The sequence below is a fragment of the Achromobacter sp. 18P8.1.1 genome, from assembly GCF_057799415.1.
Genome location: NZ_JBYOKH010000007.1, coordinates 123,716 through 138,274 on the forward strand (window position 1 = coordinate 123,716; position 14,559 = coordinate 138,274).

The window sequence follows — 14,559 nt, forward strand, 5'->3', positions numbered from 1 at the left end:
GGCAGGCCATGGCAGTGCGCGCTTCCCGTGTTCGCGGGCGACGCGTCTGGTGCTTCGCACTGTGTTTGCTGGGTGCGCAGGCCCAGGCGGCGAACCCGCCCGACCTGTTGTTGACCTTCGGCAATCTTGCCGAGCGCGACGTGTTCCTGGAGGTGAGTATCAACGGCGTCAATACTTCGCAGCTGCTGCGTTTCCGGGATGCGCAGGGCCGTTTGTCCGTCAGCGGCAGCGCCTTGCGGTCGGTAGGGGTCGACCTGTCCCGAATCGACATCCCGGATACGGGCGAGATCGCATTGGACCGGGTCGCCGGCCTGCGGTATGCCTACAATCCGGCGGCCCAGTCCGTGGATATCGTGTTGCCCGATGCCTTGCGCCTGCCCTATGAACTGGGAGCGCAGGGGGCGACGAAGACGCCGATGGCCACGGCCGGGCGTGGTTTGCTGCTGAACTACGACGCCTATACGCAGACCGATTCGCGCTACCGGGTGGCGCTCTTCACCGAGCAGCGCTACTTCGACCGGTTTGGCACGTTCAGCAACACCGGCACGTCGTATCTGGGCGGCGCCGGCGACCGCTACGTGCGCTACGACACGTATTGGGCGCGATCCGACCAGGAGACGATGCGGACCCTGCGCTTGGGCGACACCATCACCTCGTCCTTGAACTGGTCGCGTTCCGTGCGTGTGGCGGGCATCCAGTGGGGCAGGAACTTTGCGTTGCGTCCGGACCTGGTCACGTTTCCGGTGTCCACGCTGAGCGCCTCGTCCGTCGTGCCGTCCTCCGTGGCGCTGTACGTCAATGGCGTGCAGCAGTATTCCGGCAATGTGCCGCCGGGGCCGTTCGTGGTGAACCAGGTCCCGGGCATTACCGGTGCGGGCCAGGCCACGCTGGTCACGCGCGACGCGCTGGGGCGCACGGTCAGCACGTCGGTGCCGCTGTATATCGATACGCGCATGCTGGCTGCCGGGCTGTCCAGCTATTCCGTGGAGGCGGGATTCGTGCGCCGTCTGTTCAGCGTGCGCTCTTTCGACTATGACAACCAGCCGGTGATGGCGGCATCGGGGCGCTACGGTTATAGCGACACCCTGACGTGGGAGGGGCATGGCGAAGCCACGGCAGGCCTGTACAACATCGGCGCCGGCGCCCTGGTGAAGTTGGGTCAGGCTGGGGTGGTCAGCGGGTCCCTGGCGGGCAGCGCGGGCCGCTATGACGGCGGGCAGGTCGGCCTGGGCTACCAATACGTGCAGCCCGCATTCAGCGTGGATGCGCAAGCCACGCGCGTGCTGGGCGACTACGGTGACCTGGGATCGCGCGAAGACGCGCCCGTGCCCCGCCAGACCGAACGGGTGACCGTGTCCGTGCCGCTGACGGCGTCGCAAAGCGTGGCGTTCAGCTATATCGGCTACCGCATGCCGCATGTGCCGGCAGCCAAGTTGGGGTCGGCGTCCTACACCGTCAACCTGCACAGCCGGGTCGTCATGACGCTGAGCGCCTACAACGATTTCACTCAATCCGATTCGCGCGGAGTCTATCTGGGCTTGTCCTTCATGCTCGGCGACCGGACGCAGGCCACCGCCTCGGTCAGCAGGCAAGGCGGGCAGGATGCGTACAGCCTCGGTGCGCAAAGCAGCGTGGCGTACGAGGGAGGCTGGGGCTGGGCGGTGCAGAACGGACGGTCGGGCGGCATGCAATACAACCAGGGGCAGGCGCAGTACCTTGGCCGGTACGGCCTGCTGGCCGGCATCGTGCAGGAATACGGAGGCAAGACGATGGCCGCGGCGCAAGCGTCGGGATCAATCACGCTGATGGACGGCACGGTGCTGCCCTCGCGCCGCATCAATGACAGTTTCGCGCTGGTGTCCACGGACGGCGCGCCCGATGTGGCGGTGCTGCACGAAAACCGCAAGCTGGGCCGGACCAACGGCAGCGGTTATCTGCTGGTGCCGGATCTGAATTCCTATCAGTCGAACCGCATCGCGATCGATCCCGAAGACCTGCCCGTGGACGTGAAGCTGGACACCACCAAGGTGGTCGTCGTGCCGCAGGCGGGGGCTGGCGTGCTGGCGAAGTTCCAGGTCGAGCAATACGCGGCGGCCTCGGTCATCCTGACAATGCCGGACGGCGGGTTCGTGCCCGTGGGGGCGGAAGTGGCGCACGCCGAAAGCGGCAAGCACTCTGTCGTGGGCTACGACGGACTGACGTTCGTCGAGGACTTGCAGCCGCGCAATCACCTGAGAATAAAGGGGGCGGGCGTTTCATGCGCGGTGGCGTTCGACTATGCGCATGCGGCAAACCGGCCCATGCCCACCTTGGGGCCCTTCCCCTGTCTGCCGCCTGGCGCGGGGGGGCCATGAGGACGCGCCTGATCCGGCCGGCGCTGCAGGCGCTGACGGCCTTGTCGTTGGGATATGCCGGCGCGTCCGAGGCCAGTTCCTGCGCGCTGGGCGCCGCCACCACTTACACGGTGAACTTCGGCACCGTCAATCCGCTGCTGCCTGCCGACACTTTCAGCGATGGCGGGCAAATCGCGGTGACTTGCACTTTCACCCTGCTCGGCCTTTTCGCGCGGGTGTGCTTCAACCTGGGCCAGGGCGACACCAGCACCTCGATCAACCCGCGCACCTTGGGCGCCGGCACGAACCGGATGAACTACAACCTGTACACGGACGCGGCGCATTCCCAGGTGTGGGGCACGTCCACCAGTTCGGGCCCTACCTCCGTGCTGCTGACCGGGCCGCTCGTCGTCGGCGGGGGGCCGGTGTCCACGACCTTCAGGTTCTACGGAAAGTTGCCGGGTAACCAGCCGTTGGTCTCGACGGTAAACAACGCCAACACTCAATACTCGGAGAACTATGCGACCACCGCGACGGTGGATGTGGTGTTCGGCCTGGGCGGGTTGGCAAACTGCCCGGTGACGCCGACGCAACGGATCCTTGTCCCGCTTACCGTGACGGCACTGGTGCAGAAGAATTGCACGATCAACGCCACGGATCTGATGTTCCCGCCCCGGGGCGTCTTGAACGCCGCGACGACGGGCACCAGCACGATCACCGTCAAATGCACCAACAACAATGCGTTCTCGGTGGCCTTGAACGGAGGCGCCGTCGCCAACAATGTGCTGGCCCGCAAAATGAAGCACTCGACCGCCGCCGATACCGTGGGCTATCAGCTCTATCAGGACGGCAACTACGCCACTATTTGGGGCGACGCCTCGGGCGGCAGCCCGCGCACGGGGACGGGCACTGGCTCCAATCAGACGTTCACGGTGTATGGGCGCGTGCCTGCACAGACGACGCCGCGGCCGGGGGACTATAAGGACGTCGTCACCGCCACCATCACTTTCTGAGGCTTGCCTAACGTCCGGTGCGGTCCCGCAGCATGGCCGCCAGTTCCGCGTAGCAGCGCTGCACCGAGGCGCGTGCCTGCGTTTCGGGGGCGCGGGTCATCAGGCAGATGCGGCGCGTCATTTGCGGGCGTTGCACGGGCACGATGGCCAGGCCGTCGCCGCGCTGGCCCTGGGTGTACAAGCGCGAGATCAATCCCACCCGCAGCCCGGCGCGCACCAGGCTGTAGAGCGTATCGGTGTAGTTCAGCGTGTCGGTCGCGGCCAAATCCGCGCCTTGCTGGCGCAGCGTGGACACGATCATCTCGTAGGTGCTGCCGCGCGACAGCACGGCCAGCGGTTCGTGCTTCAGGTCCTGCCATGTGACCGCGGCGCGGCGCGACAGCCGGTGCGTGTCGGCCAGCACCGCGACCAGTTCGTCTTCGGCTACGAAGGTGGCGGCCACGCCGGGCGCCAGGCCGAAATCCAGCCCCAGGCCGATGTCCAGTTCGCCGTTGTTCAAGGCGGCCATCAGTTCGTCGTTCAGGTGGTCGCTCAAGACCAGCACGGTCTCGGGATGGCGCAAGCGCCATTGCGCCACGGCGGGCGCCAGCAGGTGCATGGTGGACGGGATGCAGCCGATGCGCACCGTGGCGGCCTGCGTATCCAGCAGGCGCTGCAGGTCGTCCGTGCCCTGGGTGTAGGTATTGAGCAGCCATTCGATCTGGGCGCGGGCGGCAAGCCCCGCGGGGGTCAGGCGCACGTGGTGGGTGCTGCGCTCGAACAACGCCACGCCCATCAGCGTTTCCAGTTCACGGATGGCGGATGACAAGGCGGGCTGGCTTAGCGACAGCGCCTGGGCGGCGCGGCTGAAGCTGGCATGGCGCGCCACTTCCTTGAAGCCGCGCAACTGGCGCAAGGTGGGCTGGCGCGGCGGCGTGGCCGGGCGGTCCGGCTCGGGGCGCTTGGTCATAGATTTACCTGATGAATCTATAAAAATATACCATTTCAGTTATTACCCGGAGCTGCGTAGGATGGCGCCGTCGCCCTCCTGCGCGCCCCTGCCTGGGCGCGCGTATCCGCCCTGATCGCCCCTCACCATGTTCAAACGCCTGTTCCTGTCCGTGTCCGCGCTGGCGGCTGCGCTGTGCATCGCCCCTGCCGCCTGTGCCCAAACGCCTTGGCCGGGCGCGAAGCCGCTGACCCTGATCGTGCCGTTCAGCCCGGGCGGCAACGTGGACACCACGGCGCGTTTGGTAGCGCAGAAGCTGTCCGAACGGTTGAACCAATCGATCATCGTGGACAACGTGGCGGGCGCAGGCGGCGTGCTGGGTGTGGCCCGCGCCACCCATGCCGCGCCCGACGGCTATACGCTGGTGATGGGCTTTGACGGCCCCATCAGCGTGGCCCGCCTGATCAATTCGGCTGTGAAGTACGACGCCGAGAAGGACCTGACGCCGGTGGCGCTGGTGACGACCGCGCCGGTCGTGCTGCTGGCCCGTCCTGGCCTGCCGGTGAACAACATGGATGAGCTGATCGCGCTGGCCCGCGCCAAGCCGGACACGCTGACGTATGCGTCCTCGGGCGTCGGCACGGTGCTGCACCTGTCGATGGAAGTAATGCAGGACCAGGCCAAGGTGAAACTGGTCCACGTGCCTTATCGGGGCGGCGCGCAGATCACCAACGACGTGATGGGCGGCCAGGTGGACCTGGGGCTGCTGGTCACCACCAGCGCCACGCCGCTGGTGCAGCAGAACAAGCTGCGCGCGCTGGGCGTGACCTCCGCAGAGCGCGTCGCCACCTTGCCGGGCGTGCAGGCCTTTGCCGAAACCGCCGAGCTCAAAGGGTTTGAACTGAACACCTGGATGGGCATGTTTGCGCCCACTGGCACGGATCCGCAAGTGGTGCGGCAGCTGAACCAGGCCTTGAATGCCGTGCTGAAGCTGGACGACGTGCAAAAGCGCCTGGCCGAAGGCGGGGCTATCGCGGGCGAAGGCACGCCGGAAGATTTCGCCGCCTTCCTGAAGAAGGAAAAGGCCGTGTACGCGCACATCGTGAAAAGCGCCAACATCCAGCAGGAATAAGGCTGCTGACCTCAAGGATGCCCAACGACATGAACGCTTTCGCGCTTGGCCCCGTGCTGCCTGAAATCCAGGCCATTCAGCAAGAGATGGTGGCGCTGCGCCATCAGATCCATGCGCATCCCGAACTGGCCTACCAGGAAGTCGCCACCGGCGACCTCGTGGCCGAACACCTGGCCGCCTGGGGCTACGAGGTGCACCGCGGCCTGGGCGTGACCGGCGTGGTCGGCACCTTGCGCCGCGGGACGGGCGCGCGCCGGCTGGGACTGCGCGCCGACATGGACGCCCTGCCCATCCATGAAACCACCGGCTTGCCCTACGCCAGCCAGCACCCGGGCAAGATGCACGCCTGCGGGCACGACGGGCATACGGCCACCCTGCTGACCGCGGCCCATGCGCTGGCGCAGCGCGGCCGGTTCGACGGCACCGTGCATCTGATCTTCCAGCCGGCCGAAGAAGGCCACGGCGGCGCGCAGAAGATGATCGCCGACGGCTTGTTCGACCGGTTCCCGTGCGACGCCGTCTACAGCTTCCATAACGAACCGGGCTATCCGGCCGGGCATTTCGGGTTCCGCGCCGGCGTCATGTACAGCTCGTCCGATACCGTGGTGCTGACGGTCAGCGGCGTGGGCGGCCATGGCGCGATGCCGCACGTGGCGGTGGACCCCATCGTGGCGGCCGCCAGCATCGTGCTGGCCCTGCAGACCATCGTGTCGCGCGAAGTGGACCCCAACGACATGGCGGTGGTGACCATCGGTGCCATCCATGGCGGCGATGCGCCCAACGTGATCCCGAAGTCGGTGGAACTGCGCCTGACCGTGCGCGCCCGCCGCCCCGAAACGCGCGCCCTGCTGCGTGAACGCATCACCGCCATCGCCACGGCGCAGGCCGCCGTGCACCGCGCCACCGTCCAGGTCGACTACCGGTGGCGCTACCCGCCGGTCGTCAACGACCGCGGCGCGACGCAATTCGCGGCCGCCGTCGCGCAGGACTGGCTGGGCGCGGAACGGGTGATCCCCGACCTGCAGCCGTTGCAGGCCAGCGACGACTTCGCCTTCATGCTGGAGGCCGTGCCGGGCAGCTACTTCATCGTCGGCAATGGCGAAGGCGAAGGCGGCTGCATGGTGCACAACCCCGACTACGATTTCAACGACGACATCCTGCCGGTCACGGCCAGCTACTGGGTGAAACTGGCCGAGCGCTTTCTGGCCGCCGATACCCCTGCGTTTTGAATGCCGCTTCAGGCTCCGTATGACTGCTTCCCCTGTATCCCCCGCCGCTCACGAATCAGCCTTCGACGCCACCACTGGCTACTGGCAAGAGATCGTCAGCGCCGATGCGCTGCCCGTGCCGGTTGAACCGCCCTATTCCCGCGGCTATCCGGCACGCTTGCCGGATGGCCGCTACCTGGTGCTGCCGCTGCGCGGCGTGCCCGGGGATCCGGACCGTTGCGTGGCCTCGCTGATCGCCAACCACGCCAGCCTGGATGTAGTCGAGGCGCTGGCCGGATTCATGGCGGATCGGGCGCGCGCCTTCCAGGCCGACGTGGTCGTGGGGCTGCCCACGCTGGGCCTGGCGTTCGCGCCGCTGGTGGCGCGCGGGCTGGGCTTCACGCGCTACGTGCCCTTCGGTTATTCCCGCAAGTACTGGTATGACGAAAACCTGTCGGTGCCGGTGCAATCGCTGACCACGCCGGAGGCCGGAAAGTTGTTGTACGTGGACCCGAATCTGGCGGGCAGCCTGCGCGGCCGCCGCGTACTGGTGGTGGATGATGCCGTCAGCACCGGGCAGACGATGGTGTCCGCGCTGACATTGCTGGCGCGCTGCGGCGCCGAGGTGGCGGGCATCGTCGTGGCCATGTGCCAGGGCACGCGCTGGCGCAGCCGGCTGGTCGACGCCCAAGGCGTGCCGCTGCCAGTGGCCTGCGCGTTCGAGTCGCCGCGCCTGCGGCGGGTCGCGCACGGCTGGGCGCCCGAGCCCGGCGCTTAAGGACGCTCTGGCGCGGGTCGGGGCTTGACCGGCCAGAACAGCGTGGCCGGACGCTGCCAGATTCGCTGGCGCACGCCCGCCGACAGCGAATCGCGGTCGCCGCGGCGCAGGTTGCGCGAGCGCAGCGCCACATTGAACGCCAGCGCGAAGCTCACGACCACGTTCAGCAGCCCCGTTATCGCGGTGCCGGCCACGGCCATCCAGAACGCTTGCGTGTGCACGACTTCCCATCCCAGCGTGCCCAGCGCCGTGCCGATCTGACCGGCGCTGAGCGTCACGTGGCGCACTTCCACATGCGGGCCGAAGAAGCTGACGATAGCCGGGCCCAGGCCCAGCATCAGGCCCAGCGACACGTTGCCCGCGATGCCCGAGATATTGCGCTGCCAGAAGCCGGCCCAGCGCACTGCGCCGCGCTCGCCCAGCAGGTGCCGGGCGCGCCGGTTGTAAGCCATCACGTCGTGCACGCGGTGCAGCGCGAACCAGTTGTCAGCCCAGCCGGCGATCAGGCTGGAAAGCCATAGCAACACCCCGGTGGCCGCTGCATAGATGGGCGTGGGCCCCCAGGCCGAGAACGAGGCCAGTGTTTCCTGCGCCTTGTCCGCGCTGATCAGCGGCCGGTCCAGGCCGTTCAGGGCGATCCATTGCACGGCCCACGCCAAGGGGAAGACCACCGCCAGATTGCCCAGGATGGCCGCCGCGTTGGAACGGATCATGGCCAGCGTGTCGTCCAGGAAGGCCTCGCGGCCTTGCGGCGTATAGGCGTCGTCCAGCCGATGGGCCAGCGCCGGCCCCGTCATGGCCGGTTGCTTGGTGGCCAGCGTGAAGTGCGCGAAGTGGATCACGAGGAAGCCGCCGGCGTAGTTCAGCGAGGCCAGCAGGCCTTCGATGAACTTGTCCAGGTGCAGCGAGACGATGAAGAATTTCAGGTAGACGGTGAACACCATGATGAAGCCGCCACCCAGCGACGCCTTGAGCATCGTCAGGTATTCCGCGGCGTCGCGCGCGATGTAGTGTTCGCCGGTTTCAGCGGTGCGTTCCATCACCCGGCGCGCCAGCTGCGCGAACGACGAGGCCGCCAGGTGCCGGATGCTGCTGCGGGCCTGGGTGGACCGGATCAGTTCGGCCGTCAGGTGCACGTACTTGTGGCGCTGCGTGGGGTCCACCCAGACGCTCAGCAGCAGTTCGATGCGGTCCAGCCGCAGCTTCATGCGTTCGATCTGGAACACGACTTCAACCGATACGCCGTTCTTCTCCAGTTCGTCGTAGACGCCTTGGGTGGCGGCGCGGCAGCCGTCCAGCAGGGCGCGGAACATGTTCAGGCGGCGGCCGAAGACCTCGCGCGGCGTGTCGGGCCCGCTGTCGCACAGTTCGGCCGCGGCGCCGGCCAGCGCGAAGAAGGGCGAGTCCTCTACGCGGCCCGGCAGGCGCGACCGGATGTCCTGGGCGAGTCCCGTCGCGCGCACCTGGCTGACCAGCACCTGGATGCTGCTGGTCAGCGCCGCTTCCAGTCGCGGCGCGGGCGGTTCGGGGGCGGTGGGGTCCAGGCGTGCCAGGCCGTCGCCCTGGCGGTACAGCGCGCGCATGCGGGCCAGGGTGTCGTCGTCCAGCGATTCGATCCACTGCGCGTCGCCTGCCCGGCGGAAGATCAGCGAGAACAGGCCAAACATGTCGCTGCGGTTGGGCGGAGGCGGCAATAGCCGGGCCTGCGCGCGGTCCCAGAATTCGCCCCAGAAGCCGGGGTGCGAGGCCACGCCGGTGTCGCACAGCAGCGAGGTGGGATCGTTGTCCGCCACCAGCGAACGCAGCGTGGCGGCGACGGGCGCCGCGCGGTCAGGGTTGTTTTCCAGCACCTGCAGCAGGTAGCGCAGGCGGGCGTGCTGCGGATGGCGGACGGCGTCTGCGTCGGGGGCGGGCGTGCCCGGTGCGGTGGATGCGGCGGGCGTGGCGGGCCGGCCGGGGCGGTCCAGCCACCGGCTCAGGTCGACCATCCACAGGTTGCGCTCGGCTAGCGGGGCGTCGGGATCGGCGCTCGCCAGGATGACGTCCAGCTGCGGGCCGCCATGCCGCGAGGCCCGCCACTTGCGCCAAAGAGAGGTAAGCATGGGCGGGCCTCGCGGGTCACAGGGATTCGGGGTCTCGGCGCAGGGAGAAGCCTTGCGCTTCGTTCATGGCCAGGTAGCTGACGTTGCGCGACACCACCGGCGGCTTGTCGCCGCTGTGCAGGGCGCGCACTTCGTCCAGCACCATCTTGTCGGCCAGCGTCATGCGGTCGATCATGCGCAGGTACTGCATCCAGCTTTCCACCAGGAACACTTCACGCCATACGCCTTCGCGTTCCAGGTCTCGGAACAGCTGCCATTGCTGCGCGCCGTTGCGCAGGCGCAGCAGCCGCAGCGGATGCGCGGCGCTGATCAGCGCCGACAGCTTGTCGCGTTCAATCAGGTATTCCACGGCTACCAGCACCGAGCCGTGCTGGGTGTTGAAACCGGCGGCGGCCATCGCGGGTTCGGTGCTGTCCACGCGCGCGAGCGATTGGGTGTCCACATGTTCGGGCAGGCGCGACCGGTACAAGAGGGCGACGGTGATGCCCAGCATGATGCCCGCGGTGCTGAGCGCGCCGGACACGCCCATGGTGCCGGCGAAGTGGCCCCACATGAACGAACCGGCCGCCAGGCCGCCGAAGATGGCGGTCTGGTACAGCGCCAGCGCGCGCGCCTTGACCCAATCGGGCACCAGCATCTGGACGGTGGTGTTGTAGGTGGCCAGCACGCCGATCCAGCAACTACCGGATATCAGCAGCGCCGGAAACGCGACCCACAGAGTGCTGGTCAGGCCCAGCGCCAGCAGGCAGGCGGCCAGCAGCGCAGCGGCCACGGTGACCAGCCCGCCTGCGCCCAAGGCGGCCTGCACGCGGCGCACGAAGGCGCTGCCCAGGATTGCGCCCACCCCCAGCGCGCCCAGCATGTAGCCGTACAGCAGGGCGCTGCCTTCCTCCTGCTCGTGGGCCAGCAACGGCAACAGCGCCCACAAGGCGCTGGCCGACAGGCCGAAGGCGAACGAGCGCAGCATGACGACGCGCGTCACGGTGGAATGCTGGGTGTAGCGCAACGCGGCGACAACACCTTCGAAGAGGCCTTCGGGCGGCAGGCGACGCTCGGGCAGGTCGCGCTGCCAGCGCCAGATCGCCCAGATCAGCCCGCCATAGCAGAAGCAGTTCAGCAGGAAGACCCAGGGCGCGCCCATGGCGCCCAGCAGCAGGCCGCCGATGGCGGGGCCGACGGCGCGGGCGACGTTGTAGTTGACGCTGTTGAGCAGGACGGCGCTGCCGACGTGGGCGCGCGGGACCTGTTCGCCGACGGCGGCCTGCCAGGCGGGGGTGACGATGGCGCTGCCGATGGCGATGCAGAAGACGGAGGCGATCAGCGTGATTGGGTGCAGCAGGCCGGCGAACGCCAGGATGGTGATGAAGACGCCGCCGGTCAGTTCCAGCAGCATGCCGGTCAGCATCACTTTGCGCCGGTCATAGTTGTCGGCAAGCACTCCGGTCAGGATGGACAGGGCCACCAGCGGGAAGGCGGCGGCCACCTGGATCATGGCGACCATCAGGGGGCTGCTCTGTTCGGTGGTGATGATCCAGGCGGCGGCGACGGATTGCGCCCAGGTGCCCAGGTTGGCGAACAGGTTGGCGATCCAGATGATGCGGAACGCGGGGAAGGATAAGGGGGAAAGCGTGCTGACGGTAAGAGGGGCAGCGGGCGCAGCGGGGGCGCCGGGGGGGAGGTCGGCGGAGGGGGAGACGGGGGTGAGCATACGGAGGGCTCTGGGGCGTCTTTTTTGGGGCGCCGGGAGGGCGTTTGGGGTGGGGTAATGGTACGCCTGAATGATGGCGGGTTGTGTTGCGGGGAGTGTCTGTGTGGGGCTGGCGTGTTTGACGATTGCGGTTCTTGGGCCGCACGGCGTGGCGGGGGCACGGGGTGCGCGGGTCAACGATTGCGGTCCGGAGCCTTCGCTCCGGACTTGCCCCGTCGTCATCTTCGTCCAGGCCTGCGGCCTTCCCTTCAGATTCCCTCGGGCGCATCGACTCCCCGCGCACCCCGTGCCCCCGCCACGCCGTGCTGCGGTGCATCGGAATCGGGCATCGCCGGGGCGGGTGGTGTGCTTGGCATTTTGCTGTCCGGTGGCGGGGTTTTGCGGTGGATAAGGGTGTGGGTAAGTCGGTGGATTGGGGGTGGATAGCCGGTGGATAGCCGGTGGATAAGGTGGGATAACTTTTGGGGGCATAACCTTTGGTGACGCATGTGTCTCGTGGGGTATCGGGTTTTCCCGTGGATTTCTAGTACCCTGCCCCGTTGCCCCGGCCGTGCTGAGTCGCGGGCTTGATGGACGTGCCTAGCGCGTCCACCCTTTCACTCTTTGTTGTTTGTTGCCATGACCCTGACGTTCAATGGGCGCGCGTTTGCCGCCCTGCTTGCCGTGACCGCCCTGTTGGCGCTGATTGCCCTGTATGGCGCGCCCTATCCGTTCTTGCGCGGATTCGTGGGGGATGTGGTGGCTGTTGGCTGGGTGTACCTGGTGTACCGGACCTTCATCCGTGCAAGCGTCGGGGTGCTGGCGGTGGCGGCGCTGTTGACGGGGTATGCGGTGGAGTTTGGCCAGTACCTGGCGCGGCAGTACGGGTGGCAGATCGAGCAGCCGGTGCTGCGCGTCGTGCTGGGCAGCGTGCCGGACTGGTGGGATGTGGTGGCGTACACCGTGGGGTTTGCGGTGGTGCTGGTGCTGGCGTTGGCCAATGCGCACCGTGCGCGCAATGCCGCGTTGCGGGATGCCCGGGTGCGGGCGAGTCTGCGCGCCCGCCGTTAAGCGGCGGAATGTCCAGGCCGGGGCAAGCGCCCCGGCGTCTTCCGAAGGATCAGGCTTGGCAGATCGGTTCGTCGTCGTTGCGACGGACCGCGGGGGCGCTTGCGCGCAGCGGTTGCAGGCGGGCGTTGCGGAAGGGGGCGAACAGTTCGGCCCAGGACGACGGGAACAGGGGCGTGGCGTGGCGCACCGCGTCGCGGCGGGCGTAATGCGTCAGCAGTTGCTGACCGATCGGGGCGTCTCCCAGGGGGTGGCGGTTATTCATGGTATTTCCGTATTGCATTGAAAGTGTATTCATTGTACTAGGCGGACCCTTCCTCGTCCACCCTGCCCTGCGCCGGCCTTGCGTCTGGTCAAGTGCTTGATCTGAAAGGGGCTGGCCCCTTTTATGCAGTGAGCGATCGTGGTTCTCCGGGATTGCCCTAGCAGTCGAAAACGGTAGACGGTATACAATGTTCTTCATGGCCGGGCTAGACCAGCCTGGAATCCCCTCCCTACTGGACTGGAGCGCGTCATGGCAGAACTGATGAACCGAGATGAATTCCGTACCGCGTTGGAAAACGCGATCAAGGGCAAGAGCGCCAACGCTTCGCCCTTCTCCATCGCCTGGGCTGAAGGCAAGCTCAGCCGCGAGCACCTGTCGCGGTGGGCCGAGAACCACTATCACTATGTGGGTCCGTTCGCCGACTACCTGGGCTACCTGTATGCCCGCACGCCGGACACCTATACCGAGGCCAAGGACTTCCTGCTGGCCAACATGTATGAAGAGGAAATCGGCGGCGATCGCCACACCGATCTGCTGATCCGCTTTGCCGAAGCCTGCGGCACCACCCGCGAACGGGTCACCAACCCCGACAACATGTCGCCCACGACGCGCGCGCTGCAAAGCTGGTGTTACGCCGTGGCCATGCGCGAAGACCCCATCGTGGCGGTCGCGGGCCTGGTCGTCGGCCTGGAATCGCAGGTGCCGTCCATCTACCGCAAGCAGACTCCGACGCTGCGCGAGAAGTACGGCTTTACCGATGAAGAGGTCGAATTCTTCGACCTGCATATCGTGTCGGACGAAATCCATGGCGAACGCGGCTATCAGATCGTGCTGGAGCATGCCAACACCGTCGAGCTGCAGCAGCGCTGCCTGAAGATCTGCGAGATCGGCGCCCAGATGCGGCTGCTGTACACCACGGCGCTCTATACCGACTACGTGCAGCACGAGATCAAGCTGCCCGAACTCGGCCTGGCCGCCTGACCCCTGCCCGGCCTTTCCGGCCGCGCGCCATGGCGGGCGCGGCCGGCCCGCAGCTTCTGGATGACAGACCCATGCCTACCGTTGTATTCCATAAAGGCGGCCAGACTTTCACCGACGTGGTGAAGGACAACACCAATCTGGTGGTGCGGGCCGGTATCAAGCAGTTTCCGTATCCGCACCTGCGCTACGAATGCGGCATGGGCAAGTGCGCCAAGTGCGCGTGCCGCGTGCTGGCCGGCGCCGAGCATTTGCCGCCGGTGAACTGGAAAGAGAAAAAGCAGCTGGGCGACCGCATCGACCAAGGCTATCGGCTGGCCTGCCAGTTGTGGTTGAGCAGCGACATCGAACTGCTTCAGGATATGGAGGCATAGCAGCCATGGACTCCGTATACGTCATCCTGACGACCAAGCCCGGCGTGTTTCGCACCGAAGTGGGCAAGGACGTCGACATCCTCGAAACCTATGACTACGTGTTCTGCGGGCGCGCGCTGGCGGTGTTTCGCATCGCCCGGCTGCATGGCGACACGCGGCTGGTGGTCACGGAAGAGACACCGCCCTATGTGGTGAACCGCGTGCCGTCCAAGTTCCTGGAGAAGTTCGCCTCGGTCGAGGCGGCCCGCAAGGAACTGGCCCACCTCACGCGCTTTGGCAGCATGGAATCCACGTTGACGCTGCGGGCCGATACCGCAGTGGCGGAGCATTGAACGACATGGTCCAGATCACTTTCATCTCGAACGGCGGCAAGGTGGCGACCGCGCCCGAGAACAGCAATCTGCTGCGCGTATCACTGAAGGAAAAGGGCGGCATCCCGTTCAAATGCGGGGGCGGCCTGTGCGGCACCTGCAAATGCCGCATCGAGGAAGGGCTTGAAAACACCGATGCGGTCAAGCCGAAAGAGCGCAAGCACCTGCGTCCCGAAGACTTCGAAGCCGGCTACCGCATGGCGTGCCAGACGTTCGTGAATGGCGACGTGAAAGTCTCTTGGGTGGTGCAGAACGGCAAGGGCGTAGTGGTGGGCGCGGCGTCCGACCCCGTCGAAGCCGCCAGCTGAGCGCGCGGGCGGCG

14 protein-coding genes are annotated in these 14,559 nt (G+C 67.0%); 10 read left to right on the top strand and 4 right to left on the bottom strand.

The features are described 5' to 3' along the window. Positions 1 to 8: 8 nt before the first annotated feature. Entirely contained in the window at positions 9 to 2,354 is a 2,346-nt protein-coding gene (locus AC27VE_RS07535; RefSeq protein WP_488703464.1) for a fimbria/pilus outer membrane usher protein, read from the top strand. Continuing rightward, positions 2,351 to 3,346 (top strand): Csu type fimbrial protein, encoded by a 996-nt coding sequence (locus AC27VE_RS07540; protein ID WP_006226794.1) that lies wholly within the window; start codon positions 2,351 to 2,353, stop codon positions 3,344 to 3,346. Before AC27VE_RS07535 ends, AC27VE_RS07540 begins: the two co-directional genes overlap by 4 nt. A 7-nt stretch (positions 3,347 to 3,353) precedes the next feature. Here AC27VE_RS07540 and AC27VE_RS07545 read toward each other — a convergent pair whose 3' ends face one another. Further along, on the bottom strand, positions 3,354 to 4,295 hold the full coding sequence (locus AC27VE_RS07545) for a LysR family transcriptional regulator (RefSeq protein ID WP_488703465.1): 942 nt from the start codon (positions 4,293 to 4,295) through the stop codon (positions 3,354 to 3,356). 127 nt (positions 4,296 to 4,422) lie between these two features. On the opposite strand from AC27VE_RS07545, the gene AC27VE_RS07550 reads away from it, so the two are divergent. The 3 genes from AC27VE_RS07550 to AC27VE_RS07560 are packed head-to-tail and all read left to right on the top strand — an operon-like array spanning position 4,423 to position 7,392. Beyond that, complete coding sequence (locus tag AC27VE_RS07550; protein ID WP_488703466.1) at positions 4,423 to 5,406, top strand: Bug family tripartite tricarboxylate transporter substrate binding protein; 984 nt, start codon at positions 4,423 to 4,425, stop codon at positions 5,404 to 5,406. 29 nt (positions 5,407 to 5,435) lie between these two features. Next, positions 5,436 to 6,635 (top strand): M20 aminoacylase family protein, encoded by a 1,200-nt coding sequence (locus AC27VE_RS07555; RefSeq protein ID WP_488703467.1) that lies wholly within the window; start codon positions 5,436 to 5,438, stop codon positions 6,633 to 6,635. 19 nt (positions 6,636 to 6,654) lie between these two features. Then, positions 6,655 to 7,392, top strand: a complete 738-nt coding sequence (locus tag AC27VE_RS07560; RefSeq protein WP_088589648.1) for a phosphoribosyltransferase — start codon at positions 6,655 to 6,657, stop codon at positions 7,390 to 7,392. Here the strand turns inward: AC27VE_RS07560 and AC27VE_RS07565 are convergent. After that, positions 7,389 to 9,494, bottom strand: coding sequence for a site-specific recombinase (locus AC27VE_RS07565; RefSeq protein ID WP_488703468.1), 2,106 nt, complete (start codon positions 9,492 to 9,494; stop codon positions 7,389 to 7,391). The two genes, AC27VE_RS07560 and AC27VE_RS07565, sit on opposite strands and share 4 nt — an antisense overlap. Before the next feature lie 16 nt (positions 9,495 to 9,510). Then, the gene (locus AC27VE_RS07570; protein ID WP_035213917.1) at positions 9,511 to 11,202 is read right to left on the bottom strand and encodes an MFS transporter; all 1,692 of its coding nucleotides are present in this window, start codon (positions 11,200 to 11,202) and stop codon (positions 9,511 to 9,513) included. Positions 11,203 to 11,820: 618 nt separating this feature from the next. On the opposite strand from AC27VE_RS07570, the gene AC27VE_RS07575 reads away from it, so the two are divergent. Further along, positions 11,821 to 12,252, top strand: coding sequence for a ribosomal maturation YjgA family protein (locus tag AC27VE_RS07575; protein WP_454676030.1), 432 nt, complete (start codon positions 11,821 to 11,823; stop codon positions 12,250 to 12,252). A gap of 49 nt (positions 12,253 to 12,301) precedes the next feature. On the opposite strand, the gene AC27VE_RS07580 is transcribed toward AC27VE_RS07575, so the two are convergent. Further along, positions 12,302 to 12,514, bottom strand: coding sequence for a hypothetical protein (locus tag AC27VE_RS07580; protein ID WP_488703469.1), 213 nt, complete (start codon positions 12,512 to 12,514; stop codon positions 12,302 to 12,304). 249 nt (positions 12,515 to 12,763) lie between these two features. Between AC27VE_RS07580 and AC27VE_RS07585 the strand changes: the two genes are divergently transcribed. The 4 genes from AC27VE_RS07585 to AC27VE_RS07600 all read left to right on the top strand — a co-directional run bounded on the left by AC27VE_RS07585 (position 12,764) and on the right by AC27VE_RS07600 (position 14,545). After that, a complete protein-coding gene (locus AC27VE_RS07585; RefSeq protein WP_006226804.1) occupies positions 12,764 to 13,495 on the top strand; it encodes an iron-containing redox enzyme family protein in 732 nt (243 codons plus the stop codon). Positions 13,496 to 13,566: 71 nt separating this feature from the next. Continuing rightward, positions 13,567 to 13,866 carry a 2Fe-2S iron-sulfur cluster-binding protein gene (locus AC27VE_RS07590; protein ID WP_006226805.1) on the top strand — a complete coding sequence of 100 codons (300 nt, stop codon included), beginning with the start codon at positions 13,567 to 13,569 and terminating at the stop codon, positions 13,864 to 13,866. 5 nt (positions 13,867 to 13,871) lie between these two features. After that, complete coding sequence (locus tag AC27VE_RS07595) at positions 13,872 to 14,198, top strand: ferredoxin (RefSeq protein ID WP_488703470.1); 327 nt, start codon at positions 13,872 to 13,874, stop codon at positions 14,196 to 14,198. Continuing rightward, the gene (locus AC27VE_RS07600) at positions 14,195 to 14,545 is read left to right on the top strand and encodes a 2Fe-2S iron-sulfur cluster-binding protein (protein WP_315134838.1); all 351 of its coding nucleotides are present in this window, start codon (positions 14,195 to 14,197) and stop codon (positions 14,543 to 14,545) included. The genes AC27VE_RS07595 and AC27VE_RS07600 overlap by 4 nt, the downstream gene beginning before the upstream one ends. The last annotated feature ends 14 nt before the right edge of the window (positions 14,546 to 14,559 follow it).

Excerpts from the sequence above, each read along its gene's own strand:
- AC27VE_RS07535 (WP_488703464.1), top strand. The coding sequence starts at position 9 with ATGGCAGTGCGCGCTTCCCGTGTTCGCGGGCGACGCGTCTGGTGCTTC.
- AC27VE_RS07540 (WP_006226794.1), top strand. The coding sequence starts at position 2,351 with ATGAGGACGCGCCTGATCCGGCCGGCGCTGCAGGCGCTGACGGCCTTG.
- AC27VE_RS07545 (WP_488703465.1), bottom strand. The coding sequence starts at position 4,295 with ATGACCAAGCGCCCCGAGCCGGACCGCCCGGCCACGCCGCCGCGCCAG.
- AC27VE_RS07550 (WP_488703466.1), top strand. The coding sequence starts at position 4,423 with ATGTTCAAACGCCTGTTCCTGTCCGTGTCCGCGCTGGCGGCTGCGCTG.
- AC27VE_RS07555 (WP_488703467.1), top strand. The coding sequence starts at position 5,436 with ATGAACGCTTTCGCGCTTGGCCCCGTGCTGCCTGAAATCCAGGCCATT.
- AC27VE_RS07560 (WP_088589648.1), top strand. The coding sequence starts at position 6,655 with ATGACTGCTTCCCCTGTATCCCCCGCCGCTCACGAATCAGCCTTCGAC.
- AC27VE_RS07565 (WP_488703468.1), bottom strand. The coding sequence starts at position 9,494 with ATGCTTACCTCTCTTTGGCGCAAGTGGCGGGCCTCGCGGCATGGCGGC.
- AC27VE_RS07570 (WP_035213917.1), bottom strand. The coding sequence starts at position 11,202 with ATGCTCACCCCCGTCTCCCCCTCCGCCGACCTCCCCCCCGGCGCCCCC.
- AC27VE_RS07575 (WP_454676030.1), top strand. The coding sequence starts at position 11,821 with ATGACCCTGACGTTCAATGGGCGCGCGTTTGCCGCCCTGCTTGCCGTG.
- AC27VE_RS07580 (WP_488703469.1), bottom strand. The coding sequence starts at position 12,514 with ATGAATAACCGCCACCCCCTGGGAGACGCCCCGATCGGTCAGCAACTG.
- AC27VE_RS07585 (WP_006226804.1), top strand. The coding sequence starts at position 12,764 with ATGGCAGAACTGATGAACCGAGATGAATTCCGTACCGCGTTGGAAAAC.
- AC27VE_RS07590 (WP_006226805.1), top strand. The coding sequence starts at position 13,567 with ATGCCTACCGTTGTATTCCATAAAGGCGGCCAGACTTTCACCGACGTG.
- AC27VE_RS07595 (WP_488703470.1), top strand. The coding sequence starts at position 13,872 with ATGGACTCCGTATACGTCATCCTGACGACCAAGCCCGGCGTGTTTCGC.